The 13,431-nt window shown below is 61.1% G+C and carries 11 protein-coding genes; 7 read left to right on the top strand and 4 right to left on the bottom strand.

The window, feature by feature from the left end; translation table 11 throughout:
- Positions 1-36 precede the first annotated feature (36 nt).
- On the bottom strand, positions 37-1,173 hold the full coding sequence (tgt, locus tag PG897_RS02025) for a tRNA guanosine(34) transglycosylase Tgt (protein WP_016350389.1): 1,137 nt from the start codon (positions 1,171-1,173) through the stop codon (positions 37-39).
- Between the two features lie 121 nt (positions 1,174-1,294).
- Positions 1,295-2,362 (bottom strand): tRNA preQ1(34) S-adenosylmethionine ribosyltransferase-isomerase QueA, encoded by a 1,068-nt coding sequence (queA, locus tag PG897_RS02020; protein ID WP_010634307.1) that lies wholly within the window; start codon positions 2,360-2,362, stop codon positions 1,295-1,297.
- Positions 2,363-2,573: 211 nt separating this feature from the next.
- Here queA and PG897_RS02015 point away from each other — a divergent pair, with 211 nt between their 5' ends.
- The 3 genes from PG897_RS02015 (at position 2,574) to ahpF (ending at position 5,929) form a co-directional block, all read left to right on the top strand.
- Positions 2,574-3,020 (top strand): CBS domain-containing protein, encoded by a 447-nt coding sequence (locus PG897_RS02015; protein ID WP_017765922.1) that lies wholly within the window; start codon positions 2,574-2,576, stop codon positions 3,018-3,020.
- A 661-nt stretch (positions 3,021-3,681) separates the two neighbouring features.
- Complete coding sequence (gene ahpC / locus PG897_RS02010; protein ID WP_005299724.1) at positions 3,682-4,248, top strand: alkyl hydroperoxide reductase subunit C; 567 nt, start codon at positions 3,682-3,684, stop codon at positions 4,246-4,248.
- Between the two features lie 94 nt (positions 4,249-4,342).
- Positions 4,343-5,929: an alkyl hydroperoxide reductase subunit F gene (gene ahpF / locus PG897_RS02005; protein WP_024941367.1), complete on the top strand. Its 1,587-nt coding sequence runs from the start codon at positions 4,343-4,345 to the stop codon at positions 5,927-5,929.
- A 62-nt stretch (positions 5,930-5,991) separates the two neighbouring features.
- Here the strand turns inward: ahpF and PG897_RS02000 are convergent, their stop codons facing one another.
- Positions 5,992-7,284 carry an MFS transporter gene (locus PG897_RS02000; protein WP_024941366.1) on the bottom strand — a complete coding sequence of 431 codons (1,293 nt, stop codon included), beginning with the start codon at positions 7,282-7,284 and terminating at the stop codon, positions 5,992-5,994.
- A gap of 172 nt (positions 7,285-7,456) precedes the next feature.
- Between PG897_RS02000 and PG897_RS01995 the strand changes: the two genes are divergently transcribed.
- Together PG897_RS01995 and PG897_RS01990 are read left to right on the top strand one after the other, a co-directional pair.
- Positions 7,457-8,788, top strand: coding sequence for a GAF domain-containing sensor histidine kinase (locus tag PG897_RS01995; protein WP_019839189.1), 1,332 nt, complete (start codon positions 7,457-7,459; stop codon positions 8,786-8,788).
- Positions 8,789-8,897: 109 nt separating this feature from the next.
- The gene (locus tag PG897_RS01990) at positions 8,898-9,143 is read left to right on the top strand and encodes a hypothetical protein (RefSeq protein WP_005299713.1); all 246 of its coding nucleotides are present in this window, start codon (positions 8,898-8,900) and stop codon (positions 9,141-9,143) included.
- A 91-nt stretch (positions 9,144-9,234) separates the two neighbouring features.
- On the opposite strand, the gene PG897_RS01985 is transcribed toward PG897_RS01990, so the two are convergent.
- On the bottom strand, positions 9,235-9,984 hold the full coding sequence (locus PG897_RS01985; protein WP_201881759.1) for a class I SAM-dependent methyltransferase: 750 nt from the start codon (positions 9,982-9,984) through the stop codon (positions 9,235-9,237).
- Between the two features lie 461 nt (positions 9,985-10,445).
- Here PG897_RS01985 and PG897_RS01980 point away from each other — a divergent pair, with 461 nt between their 5' ends.
- Both PG897_RS01980 and PG897_RS01975 read left to right on the top strand, forming a co-directional pair.
- Positions 10,446-11,987: an arylsulfatase gene (locus tag PG897_RS01980; protein WP_081852251.1), complete on the top strand. Its 1,542-nt coding sequence runs from the start codon at positions 10,446-10,448 to the stop codon at positions 11,985-11,987.
- 112 nt (positions 11,988-12,099) lie between these two features.
- Entirely contained in the window at positions 12,100-13,398 is a 1,299-nt protein-coding gene (locus tag PG897_RS01975) for an anaerobic sulfatase maturase (RefSeq protein WP_201881750.1), read from the top strand.
- The last annotated feature ends 33 nt before the right edge of the window (positions 13,399-13,431 follow it).

Below are 13,431 nucleotides of genomic sequence, written 5' to 3'. Positions count from 1 at the left end.
TTGATGTAAATTTGATAACTAGCTTATAAATCGTTGTTATTTCACGTCATTTTCAGCTAACGGAGGCACGGGCTTCCCTTGCCGACGGTAAAACTCAGTTACAAAGTCGTCTAATTTACCCTGCTCGATCGCGTCCCGCAAACCCTGCATCACACGCTGGTAATAACGCAGGTTGTGAATGGTGTTCAGACGGGCACCGAGGATCTCGTTGCACTTGTCCAGATGGTACAGATAACTGCGGGTGTAGTTCTTGCAGGTGTAGCAGTCGCAGTCCGCATCCAGGGTGCTGGTGTCCTCGCGATACTTGGCGTTGCGGATCTTGACCACCCCGTCGGTGGTGAACAGGTGACCGTTGCGGGCGTTGCGGGTCGGCATCACGCAGTCGAACATGTCGATGCCGCGGCGCACCCCTTCCACCAGATCTTCCGGCTTGCCCACCCCCATCAGGTAGCGTGGCTTGTCGGCCGGAATTTTCGGGCAGACGTGCTCGAGGATGCGATGCATGTCTTCCTTGGGCTCACCCACCGCCAGACCACCGACCGCGTAACCGTCAAAGCCGATCTCCAAGAGACCTTCCAGCGACACATCCCGCAGATCTTCGTACACGGAGCCCTGGATGATGCCGAACAGGGCGTTCTTGTTGCCCAGCGCATCGAACTTGTCGCGCGAGCGCTTGCCCCAGCGCAGGGACATCTCCATGGACTTGCGCGCCTCTTCGTAAGTGGCCGGGTACGGCGTGCACTCGTCGAAGATCATCACGATGTCGGAGCCCAGATCGTACTGGATCTCCATGGACTTCTCGGGGTCGAGGAAGATCTTCTCGCCGTTGATGGGGTGACGGAAGTGCACCCCCGCCTCGGTGATCTTGCGGATGTGCCCCAGGCTGAACACCTGGAAACCGCCGGAGTCGGTCAGGATCGGGCCCTGCCAGTTCATGAAGTCATGCAGATCGCCGTGGGCGCGCATCACTTCCTGCCCCGGGCGCAGCCAGAGGTGGAAGGTGTTGCCAAGCAGGATCTGGGCGCCAGTTTCACGTACCTCTTCCGGGGTCATCCCCTTGACGGTGCCGTAGGTGCCAACCGGCATGAAGGCCGGGGTCTGCACGGTGCCGCGCTCGAATACCAGCTGACCGCGACGGGCACGGCCGTCGGTGGTTTTCAGTTCAAATTTCATTGCTACCTCGGTTTCAGTCAGAGAAACAGTCTGACAAATAGTAGGGCCGCACCGGCCCGGTACAAGAAGCCGGCCGGGATCCTGACGATCAGGTCCTGAACGGCTTCTGAAGGGCAGCCGCTTACGCCGCTGCCCGGCGACGGGTGACAAACATGGCGTCCCCGTAGCTGAAGAAACGATACTGCTCGGCCACGGCGGCCTGGTAGGCGGCCATCACGTTGTCATAGCCGGCAAAGGCGCTGACCAGCATGATCAGGGTCGACTCGGGCAGATGGAAGTTGGTGACCATGGCATCGACCACCTGGAACTGGTAACCCGGGAAGATGAAGATGTCGGTGTCGCTGAAAAACGGCGCCAGCGGCTTGCCCTGGGCCAGGGTCACCTTGGCCGCGCTCTCGAGCGAACGTACCGAGGTGGTCCCCACCGCAATCACCCGGCCGCCGCGGGCACGGGTCGCCGCGATGGCGTCCACCACCTCCTGCGGCACTTCGGCGTATTCCGAGTGCATGTGGTGATCTTCAATCTTGTCCACCCGTACCGGCTGGAAGGTGCCCGCCCCCACGTGCAGGGTGACGAAGGCCGTTTCCACGCCCTTGGCACGAATTTTCTCCAGCAGCGGCTCGTCGAAGTGCAGGCCGGCGGTCGGCGCCGCCACGGCGCCCGGCTTCTGGTTGTAGACGGTCTGGTAGCGCTCCTTGTCGGCATCCTCGTCGGGACGATCGATATAGGGGGGCAGCGGCATGTGGCCGATGGCTTCCAGGATCTCCAGCACCGGGCGCGGATCGAGGAAGTGGATCTCGAACAGGGCGTCGTGACGGGCGCGCATCTCGGCCTCGACGGGCACGCCGTCGGCACCGGCATCCAGGATCAGGCGGGTGCCTGGCTTGGGCGACTTGGATGAGCGCACGTGCGCCAGCACGCTGTGCTCGTCCAGGATGCGCTCCACCAGCACCTCCAGCTTGCCGCCGCTGGCCTTCTGGCCAAACATGCGCGCGGGGATGACCCGGGTGTTGTTGAACACCAGCAGATCACCGGGGTTGAGCTGGTCCAGCACATCGACAAATTGACCGTGGCGCAGGGCGCCGGTTTGACCGTCGAGCTGCAGCAGACGACTGGCGGTACGCTCCGCCATCGGATAGCGGGCAATCAGCTCGTCTGGCAGATCAAAATGAAAATCGGATACTTGCATCTTTCACCTCGGGGGAATCGGCGGCTAGTCTAGTTATCCCCCTCTTGCAAGGCAACCCAAAAGACCAAAAACCCAAGAGAGACAAGGGATAGCGAGCAATTATGTGAAGCAGGGCCAGTTAAGAAACCTTTAAGGTTTTGTATTGACCCTGATCATGTTTTGCCGAAGGGGGCTGGGCTAGGGTGAAAGCAGATACACAAGGAGGCCCACCATGATGACCCTATCCGAGATCATGACTGAACACCCCTTCACCCTGGGTCCGGAAAACAGCGTCAAACAGGCGATGGACCTGATGCAGCAGGAGCGGATCCGCCATATTCCCATCGTTGACGACCACCATCATCTGCTGGGCCTGGTCACCCTCTCCGATATCCTGGCCACCCGCGAATCCAAGCTGCTGCTGATCAATCCGGAGCGGGAGGCGGAGTTCACCGACAGCGTCCAGCTCGACGAGATCATGACCCGCCAGGTGGCGAGCGTGGATCCCCATGCCGGCATCAAGGAGGCAGCCCTCTATCTGCAGCGCCACAAATATGGCTGCCTGCCGGTACTCAAAGGGCACAAGCTGGTAGGCATAGTCACAGAGTCGGACTTCATTGCCGTGGCCATCAATCTGCTGGAGCTGATGGAAGAGCAGGAGCCATCTGATGACTTTTGATCTGCGAAACCTGTAATTAAATTACAATAAAAGCGTTTTCAGCCTTAATTATCGGCATAAATGGTGAAACACTTTCATTTTGACTGAAAAATTACACCACCAGCTTGCTTTGTGATCTGCATCACACTATCATGACCGCCATGCAATAGTTGCCGAGGGGGAGACGAGGGATTGTGCACCCATCCTCTTCCTCTCATTTGTCTGCAAGTTTGCACACCCCGTAGTTAGTCTTTGCTGTAAAGCTTTTGTTTATATAGCCATTCCTTGTTTGATGACCCGGCCTTGTCCTTGCGACGACGCCGGGATTTTTTTATCCGCGTTGTACCCCTCCCCTTCACCTGGCACGCTCGCGCCGCCCGTTCGCTCACCCCCGACGCCCCTCTGCGCCACGACTTGACGGCCCTCTCCCCTCTCCCCTTGAAAAGCCGAGGTCGCGCACAGATGTTGAATCTCGACAAGGAGTTATCTCTGCATGCTGGCGATATTCATGTTAGGTACAGCAGAGGTGTTTTATCTAATAAGTCGATTTAAGTGATTCAAAATTGCGGCTTTGACCGATTAGGAAAAGCCCCTATGATGAACCCATCGAAAGTTAAACGCCTCGTCTGGCACGACTCTTCACTACCGGACGAGCACATATACATCACCAAGGAGCAAATACATGTCTACCTACATCAACACTGAAATCAAGCCGTTCAACGCCACCGCCTACCACAATGGCAAATTCGTTCAGGTGTCTGACGCTGACCTGAAAGGCAAGTGGTCCGTGGTGTTCTTCTACCCGGCTGATTTCACCTTCGTCTGCCCGACCGAGCTGGGCGACCTGGCTGACAACTACGCCGAATTCCAGAAGCTGGGCGTCGAGATCTACGCCGTCTCCACCGACACCCACTTCACCCACAAGGCCTGGCACGACACTTCTGACACCATCCAGAAGATCCAGTACCCGATGATCGGCGACCCCACCGGCACCATCACCCGCAACTTCGGCGTGATGATCGAAGAAGCCGGTCTGGCTGACCGCGGTACCTTCGTCATCGACCCGCAGGGCATCATCCAGATCGTTGAAATCAACGCTGGCGGCATCGGCCGTGACGCCCTGGAGCTGCTGCGCAAGGTCAAGGCTGCCCAGTACGTTGCCGCTCACCCGGGTGAAGTGTGCCCGGCCAAGTGGAAAGAAGGCGACGCCACCCTGGCCCCGTCCCTGGATCTGGTAGGCAAAATCTAAGCCTTCCCGCTCTGAAGACCGGCCCGCTCAAGGGCCGGTCTGCTTTCTGGCCTGACAAAACGCCGACCCGCATTCAACAAGAAGGAATTCGACCATGTTAGATACCAACCTCAAACAACAACTCAACGGTTACTTGCAGTACATCGTCAATCCCATCGAGATCAGCGTGTCCGGCAACGACAGCGACAAATCCGCCGAACTGCTGGCATTGGCCAGCGAGATCGCCGAGATGTCCCCCAAGATTACCCAGACCTCTGGCACCAATGCCCGCAAGCCTTCCATGAGCGTCGCGCCGAAGGGCCAAGCCCCGCGCGTTCATTTTGCCGGCATCCCCATGGGTCATGAATTTACCTCCCTGGTGCTTGCCCTGCTGCAAAGCGGCGGTCACCCCTCCAAGGCCGATGCGGCCGTGCAGGAGCAGATCCGCAACCTCAAGGGCGAGTTCCACTTCGAGACCTATATTTCGCTCTCTTGCCACAACTGCCCGGACGTGGTGCAGGCGCTCAACCTGATGGCGACCCTGAACCCCGGCATCACCCACACCATGATCGACGGCGCCCTGTTCCAGGACGAGGTCAACGAGCGCCAGATCATGGCGGTACCGAACGTCTACCTGAACGGTCAGCCGTTCAGCCAGGGCCGCATTTCGCTCGAAGAGATCGTCGCCAAGCTCGACACTGGCGCCGCCGAACGCAAGGCGCAAGAACTCAACGAAAAAGCCCCCTACGATGTACTGGTCGTGGGTGGTGGCCCGGCCGGTGCCGCCGCCGCCATCTATGCCGCCCGCAAAGGCATTCGCACCGCCATCGTCGCCGAGCGTTTCGGTGGCCAGGTGATGGACACCGTCGGCATCGAGAACTTCATCTCCGTGCCCTACACCGAGGGCCCCAAGCTGGCCGCCAGCCTGGAGCAGCACGTCAAGCAGTACGGCGTGGAAGTGATCACCGAGCAGCGCGCCGCCGCCATCAGCCGTGATAGCTACGTCAACGTGGATCTCGCCTCTGGCGCCACCTTGAAGAGCCGCGCCGTGATCCTGGCGACCGGTGCCCGCTGGCGCGACCTGAACGTGCCGGGCGAGCTCGAGTACCGCACCAAGGGCGTGGCCTACTGCCCGCACTGTGACGGCCCCTTCTTCAAGGGCAAGCGGGTTGCCGTGATCGGTGGCGGCAACTCCGGCATCGAGGCGGCCATCGACTTGGCCGGCATCGTCGAACACGTCACCGTGGTGGAGTTTGCCGACACCCTGCGTGCCGACGAAGTGCTGCAGAAGAAGGCCCGCTCCATGAGCAACATCGACATCATCATGAACGCCCGCACCACCGAGGTGATCGGCGACGGCAGCAAGGTGGTGGGCATGGATTACGAAGATCGCACCACCGGCGAGATCAAGCATCTGGCAGTGGCCGGCATCTTCGTCCAGATCGGTCTGGTGCCGAACACCGAGTTCCTCAAAGGGAGCGAAGTGGCCCTGACCCGTTTCGGCGAAATAGAGATCGATACCAAGGGCGCCACCTCCCTGCCCGGCGTCTACGCCGCAGGGGATGCCACCACAGTGCCGTTCAAGCAGATCATCATCTCCATGGGCGCCGGGGCCACCGCCGCGCTGGGGGCGTTTGATTACCTCATTCGCAACCCGGCGCCAGAAGCCGCTGCGACCAAGGCCGACGCCGTGACCGCCTGATAGCGACCAGATGGACAAAAAGCCGACTCACAGAGTCGGCTTTTTTTATGGTGCGAAAAGGCTCAGCCGGCTTTCGACGGTTGGCCCTCATCCGACTCGGGCGTGGCGTAGCTGGCGGGCACCGCCTCCCCGTCCAGATCCGTTCTCGGCTCCAGCTCAGCCGTCATGGGGGTATTGGGCGGCACCGGCATGAAGACCTGGTGATCGGCCAGCGGAATGGGGGCCCGTTGCCGCTTGCGCCAGCTGAGATAGCCAGCCAGCAGCAGACCGCAGAGGGAAAAATAGACGAACAGCCCCTCTGGCCCAAACTGCACCATGACAAACGGTGCCAACAGCGGCCCGGTCATGGCCCCCAGACTGTAGGCGAGCAGCAACCCCTGATTGGCCCCCAGCACCTGATCCGGGCGCAGCTCGTCGCAGGCGTGACTGAGGCTCAGGGGATAGATGGAGAACGCCATTCCTCCCAGCAGGAACACCAGCCCCCCCTCGGCGGGGCCGCGCCAGGCATCCGGCAGCAGCACCATCAACAGGGCCAGCAGCGCCAAAACGGCGCCGAGCAGCAGGATCACCCCTCGCCTGTCGTAACGATCGGAGAGGCGACCGATGGGGTACTGCAGGCACATGCCCCCCAGGATCACCAGCGCCATCATCTCCGCCACCTGGGAGAGGGACGAGCCGCTGTCGGTGAAATAGAGCGGCAGCAGGCCATAGATGGCCCCCAGCACCAGACCGGAGGTAAAGCTGCTGCCCATCCCCGCCGGAGTGAGCCGCACCAGCTCCAAGACGCCGACCGGCTGGGGCGCCACCATGGCCGGGGTCGCTACCCGGGAGATGGCCAGCGGGATCACCGACAGGGTCGCCGCCATGGCGCACAGGGCGAACGGGGTCAGCACCATGGGATCCACCCACTTGAGCAGCAGCTGTCCCAACGCCAGGGAGCCGTAGAGCAGGATCATGTAGAGGGACATCAGCCGGCCCCGGTTGGCCGGGGTGCTGGAGACCAGCATCCAGGACTCCAGCACCACGAACAGGCCGCCGGTGGCAAAGCCACCCACCAGCCGCAGCGCCGCCCAGCTGAGCGGCTCCACCACCATGCCGTGCAGCAGAAACAGAAAGCAGAGCAGGGAGGCATAGGCCGCATAGGCCCGGATATGGCCCACCCGGATGATGAGGCGGGCGTTGACGAAGGCCCCCAGCACCAGACCGCCGAAATAGGCGGCCGAGACCAGGCCGATGGCCTGGGCCGATACCTGCTCGGCAGAGAGGCGCACCGTCAGCAGGGTGTTGAACATGCCGTGACCCAGAATGAAGATCACCAGACTGGTCAGGGGTGAGAGGAACCTTGCGAGTGTCATGGGGTCTCCCTGGTTGGCGCAATTGTGAGCAAAACAGTCATGGTACCGTTTGCTTCCCGCTCGCTTCAACCCCGCGGGATCAAGTCAACTCATGACACGCAGGGCCCGCGCCGGACAACTAGAATGGGAATACAGTCCACTCAGCCCAGCCCCAGCAAACAGGAACGCCTTCATGTCTGCGAGCCTATCCAAATACCCGATCGCCCCCGAGTTCGAGATCCCGGACTCCCTGCGTCTCTCCTGGCAGAAGACCGTCAACCTGATGGCTGAGCTGTTTCACGTGCCGGCCGGGCTCATCATGCGGGTACACCCTCGCGAAATAGAAGTGTTCATCACCAGCCAGACGCCGGACAACTGCTATCCGGCCGGGGCCCGCGAACACCTCGACTCCGGCCTCTATTGCGAACGGGTCATGGATACCCGCCAGGAGCTTCTGGTGCCCAATGCCCTCAAGGATCCCGAATGGCAGCACAATCCGGACATCAAAGTCGGCATGATCTCCTATTGCGGTCTGCCGCTCTGCTGGCCCGATGGCAGACTCTTCGGCACCATCTGCGTGCTGAGCCGGGAGGAGAACGACTACGGCGGCCTCTACCGGCAACTGCTCCTGCAGTTTCGTGATTCGGTGCAGCAGGGCATGCACACCCTCTACGACAATATTCGTCTGCAGGAGACGCAAGAAGAGCTCGAGCAGCACAAATCGCAGTTGACCCACACCCTCGACAGTCTGAAAAAAACCCAGGAGGAGCTCATCCACACCGAAACCCTGGCGGCGCTGGGGGCCATGGTGGCCGGCATCTCCCATGAGCTGAACACCCCCATCGGCAACGCCCTGATCGCCACCACGGCCCTGCAGGAGCAAACCCGGCAGCTGGCCGCCCAGCTGGGGGCTCAGACTATCCGTCGCACCACGCTGGAGGAGTTTGTGCACGCCAGCCAGGAGATGAGCGAGCTGGCCCTGCAGGCCATCACCCAGTCGGCCAAGCTGATCAGCAGCTTCAAGCAGGTGGCCATCGAACAGACCTCGGAGAGCCGGCGCAGCTTCGATCTCAGGCGCCTCATCGACGACAACCTGGCCAACCTCAAGGCCGGTCCCGGGTTTGAGCTGGTCGTGCTGCACAATCTCATCGACGAGGAGCTGCTCTGCGACAGCTACCCGGGCCCCCTCAGCCAGGTGCTGCTCAACCTGATCCACAACGCCCTCCTCCATGGCATCGGGGATCGCCAGGATGGACGCATCGAGATCCGGGCTCATCAGGACCAACAATCCATCCACCTGGAGGTGCTGGACAACGGTCGCGGCATGGCGCCCAACGTACTGGCCCACATCTTCGATCCCTTCTTTACCACCACCCTGGGCAAGGGGGGCTCCGGACTGGGGCTCTCCATCTGCCGCCGCATCGCCACCTCGGTGCTGGGTGGTGGCCTGACGGCTCGCTCGGCGCCGGGCAAAGGCAGCTGCTTTACCCTCTCCTTTCCCCGCATCGCCCCTGGCCGCGTCTGAGGGGCAGAACTCAGCCCCTCTCGCAGAGTGAATCGAGTTGCGATGCCGGCCAACACAAGGGCGGCGGTGAGGTCTATCCTTGCTGATGTCCACCAGCGAGGTAATCAAGATGAAACCAGCCCTGTTTCTGTTAACCCTGCTCTTTACCGGCAGCGTGCTCGCCTTTCACTGTCCCGCCGACATGAAGAAGATTGACGATGCCCTGGCCAAGTCCCCGCCTCTGAGCACCGAGCAACTGGCACAGGTGAAGAAACTGCGTGCCGAAGGCGAAGCGCTGCACAATGCGGGCAAGCATCAGGAATCCGTCGATACTCTGGCCAAGGCGATGGCCATGCTGGGCCTGAACAAGGGTTAGCCCGGCGGCAACCCACTGGCAGCGAGCCGATTGCACTGCCCCCTTGCGGCCCCTCGTCCCCGATGCGAGGGGCCGCTTTTATCTGACCCGGCTACACCCGACCGCTGTAGAGCAGGGTGTTGTAATTGAAGGCAATCACGCCGTTGACGGCGTGGCGCTCAAATTCCCGAGCAATCAGCGCCGTCAACTCGGTATGGGCCTGCGAACCGGCCACCGGGGCATAGGAGGAGGAGTTGAGCCGCCCCAGCACCCCGTCGAGATCGAACAGCTGACGGTTGGCGAAGCGCTCGAGCCGGTAATCTCCCTCGAAGAAGGCGGCAAAATCCGCCTCCCCCAGGTTGCGATGATTGACCTCCTCATAGTCCCCCGAATAGGTGCGCAGCCCCGCCTCGTAGGCCTTGAGAAACGGGGTGTCAGTCAGCCTGTCGTTCCAGATAAGGGCCACTCTGCCACCTGGCTTTAGCAGCCGCCGACACTCCTGCTTGAAGGCGGGACGCTCGAACCAGTGAAATGCCTGGGCCACCGTGATGAGATCCACACAGCCATCCGGCAGGCCGGTGACCTCGGCCCGGCCGTCAGACCAGCCGACATTGGCAACCCCGGCCAGCAACTGCTGCGCCGCCTCGCGCATCTCCTGATTCGGCTCCACTGCCCAGACCCGCTCCATCCGAGGGGCCAGCAGCGCCGTCAGGATACCGGTGCCCGCTCCTATGTCGGCCACCTGGCTAGCGGGTCCCATGGTCAGTTCATCGGCCAGAAAGTCCAGCATGGCCGGCGGGTAGCCGGGGCGGTATTTCACATAAGCCTCAACGCGAGCTGAAAATCGTTCGGTATTGTCCATTCCTCTCTCCTGCCATGTCGCCACCTGATGGCGCTGCTGCTTGCCTTGCCAGCGCCACATACCGATGCACCTCGTGGTCATCCGGTTGCCGCGGGCACAGACCAACGCCCCCCCTCTTCTGAGCAGGCGGCACATCATCTATCTGACCAGATTGACTTGTCATGGCGCCGGAATAAAGAGGCCTCTCACCCTTTCCCTGTCACGCACTGTTCGATCGCGCAGGTCTGCTCGGCGACATGAGATCGCCATCACACTCTGCACACGACACAACTGACATTCAGGTTATTAGTCGGCGGTTAAGTAATAAGCTGGGGGCTTGCCGCGTCATTCTTCGCATGGGGCCCCCGGGCTCAACGGGCTGCCGTGTCATGAATGCTCAAGTCGTTCGGCCAACGAGGTTTTTTTCTGAGCCTACACGGAGCGAAAAGATGCAACTAGGGAAAATATCGGCGGCGGTGAGCATGATCCTCTCTGCCGGCGTCATGGCAAAAACGGATAAACCGAACATAGTGGTCATCTTCGGTGACGACATCGGCTGGCAGAACGTCAGCGCCTATGGCATGGGCACCATGGGTTACACCACCCCCAACATCGACCGGATCGCCAAGGAGGGGATCAAGTTCACCGATCACTACGCCCAGCCGAGTTCGACGGCGGGCCGCGCCGCCTTCCTGACCGGCCAGTACCCCATTCGTTCCGGCATGACGACGGTGGCCATGCCAGGTGGCGCCCTGGGCCTGAAGAAAGAGTCCCCGTCTCTGGCCGAAGTGCTCAAAGCCGTCGGCTACAAGACCGGTCAGTTCGGCAAGAACCACCTGGGGGATCACAACTTTGCCCTGCCGACCGTCCACGGCTTCGACGAATTCTTCGGTAACCTCTATCACCTCAATACCCAGGAAGAACACGAGCAACGGGATTACCAGAATTTTGCCAAGCAGTACTCAGGCTCGCTCGAGGCGTACAGCAAGAAGTTCGGTACCCGCGGCGTCCTGCACTGCTATGCCACCGAGACCGAAGACAAGACGGTTGACCCGCGTTTTGGCGAAGTCGGCAAACAGAAGTGCACCGATACCGGCCCGCTGGGTCAGGAGCGGATGAAGGAGTTCGACCGCGCCGAGATGATCCCGGCCGCCCTCAAGTTCATCGACGGCTCGATCAAGGAAGACAAGCCCTTCTTCACCTGGGTCAACACCAGCCGCATGCACCTCTATACCCGTCTCAACGACAAGTGGCGCTACGCAGCCGAGCAGTACACCAGCGAATACGACTACCATGGCAGCGGCATGATGCAGCACGACAGCGACATCGGCTATCTGCTCGACGAGCTGGAAAAACGGGGCCTGAAAGAGAACACCATCGTCATCTATACCACCGACAACGGTCCGGAACACTCCTCCTGGCCTTATGGCGCCACCACGCCGTTTCGCGGCGAGAAGATGACCACCTATGAGGGGGGCGTCCGGGTGCCCATGATGGCGCGTTGGCCGGCCCAGATCCCGGCAGGTGGCGTGCTCAACGGCATCCAGGGTCACCAGGATCTCTTCACCACCCTGGCGGCGGCAGCGGGCGTCCCCGACGTCAACAAGAAGATGATGGACGAGAAGAAGCAGTACATAGATGGCGTCAACAACCTCGCCTACTGGGAAGGCAAGAGCAAGGAGTCGGCTCGCGACTCCATTTTCTACTACTTCGAGGACAAGCTCTCTGCGGTGCGGGTAGGCCCCTGGAAGTTCCACTTCGCGGTGGCCGAGAACTACTATGACAACCTCACCCCGCTCACCAAACCCAAGCTCTACAACCTGAGAGCCGATCCGTTCGAGAGTTACGACTCCGTCGATGCCAACGGCCACCTGCTGCAGAAGATGTCCTGGTTGCTGGCACCGGTCAGCGAGATGGTGAACCAGCATGTCAACACCCTGGTCCAGTATCCGCCGGTTCAGGGGGGCACCACCTTCGACATGGCCAAGATGATCCAGGAAGCCATGCAGAAAACCCAGCAGTAAGCGACACGGCGGAGGGTTATCCCTCCGCCACCTTCTTCATGCGGCAGAGCTGGGCACCTCGTCAGGCATCCACCCCGGACCGACCTCGCCCGCCGCCACCAGCAGAGTAACGATGAACAAGATCCGGACCCGTGACACGACGCACCTGGACGTCACCCCGCTCAAAACCGCCAACCGTGACAGCAGCGGCGTCTATGCCCGCCGCTTCCACGTCATGGCCAAACCGGGGGGCTCCAAGTGCAACATTGATTGCCAATATTGCTTCTACCTGCACAAGGAAGATCTGCTCCATCAACCCAGACAACCCAGGATGGATGAAGAGACGCTGGAGACCTTCATCCGCAGCTACATAGAGGGACAGGATGGCGACGAGATCGTCTTCTCCTGGCAGGGCGGTGAACCAACCCTGCTCGGCATCGACTACTTTCGCCGGATAGTGGCGCTGCAGCAACAGCATTGCCCGCCCGGGGTCAGCATCCGCAACGACTTGCAGACCAACGGCATCCTGCTCAATGACGAGTGGTGCCGGTTTCTCAAGGAGCACGGCTTTCTGGTCGGTCTCTCCATCGACGGGCCCCGCGCACTGCACGACAAATACCGGGTGACCCGCAGCGGCAAACCCACCTTCGATCTGGTGATGGCGGCGGCCGCGCTGCTGCGCCAGCATCAGGTTCCCTTCAATGCCCTGACCGTCATCAACCGGCACAATGCGAAATATCCCCTCGAGGTGTATCGCTTTCTGACCCGGGAGCTGGGGGCCAGCTACATCCAGTTCACCCCCTGCGTCGAGGCCAGCGACTTCAAACGCACGGCCCCGCAATTCTGGAACGACAGCATGCTGCCCCTGGTCGGCAGTGAGCTGAGCAAACCCGGCCACCCCATGTCGATCGTCACGGACTGGTCGGTGGATCCCGATGACTGGGGCACCTTTCTGGCAACCGTGTTCGAGGAGTGGGTCAACAACGACCTGGGGCGCGTACTGGTCAATCTGTTCGAAACCGCCGTGGCCCAGACCATGGGATACCCCTCCCAGCTCTGCGTCACCGCCGAGTTTTGCGGCAAGGCGCTGGCCATCGAGCACGATGGCAGCGTCTTCTCCTGCGATCACTTCGTCTATCCGGAGTACCGGCTGGGGGATATCAAACAACGCCCCTTGAGCCATATGGCCTTCTCCACCCGCCAGGAGGCCTTTGGCATGTCCAAGCGGGACAGCCTGCCCGAATATTGCCGCCAGTGCCCCTACCTGACGCTCTGCTGGGGCGAATGCCCCAAGAATCGTCTGATCAGGGCCCCGGATGGCGAGCTTGGCCTGAACTACCTCTGCCCCGGGATCAAGCACTTCTTCGACTACGCCGCCCCCATACTGGCAGGCATAGCCCAGGTGTTGACGACGCAGCAGCAGAGCAGATAAGCCGGCAGGCCCTGGTTCCGGGTCTGCCAAATG

This window comes from Aeromonas sp. QDB20 (assembly GCF_027707805.1).
GTDB lineage: Bacteria > Pseudomonadota > Gammaproteobacteria > Enterobacterales > Aeromonadaceae > Aeromonas > Aeromonas dhakensis.
The sequence above is the reverse complement of the archived record's forward strand: the minus strand, read 5'-3'. Positions and strand labels throughout refer to the sequence as shown.